1 pseudogene is annotated in these 293 nt (G+C 36.2%); it reads right to left on the bottom strand.

Features of this window, described 5'->3' with window-relative positions:
* Window positions 1–18: 18 nt before the first annotated feature.
* Window positions 19–293, bottom strand: a pseudogene (locus ACSG5Z_RS31225) (FtsK/SpoIIIE domain-containing protein); the annotation flags it as partial.

Below are 293 nucleotides of genomic sequence, written 5' to 3'. Positions count from 1 at the left end.
AGTTACAACTGGTGTTTATAAATGCGGAACACCGTTATATAGATTTAACTCTACCATTTTCGGATCAATCATCATTAATTTTACTTCATGTGGTTTTGCACGCATTAAAATACTAACAATAATACCATTAATACATACACTTTTCCCGCTACCTGTCGCACCAGCTACCAGTAAATGGGGCATTTTTTTTAAACGGGCTAATACAGCTTCACCTGTAATATCTCGTCCAAGACCAATTAACAACTTCTCTTCCGGATGATTATTAGCCTTAGAATCAAGAACTTCACTTAGCG

The organism is Bacillus pretiosus (assembly GCF_051294775.1).
Classification (GTDB): domain Bacteria; phylum Bacillota; class Bacilli; order Bacillales; family Bacillaceae_G; genus Bacillus_A; species Bacillus_A wiedmannii.
This window is presented reverse-complemented; position numbering and strand designations above follow the sequence as displayed.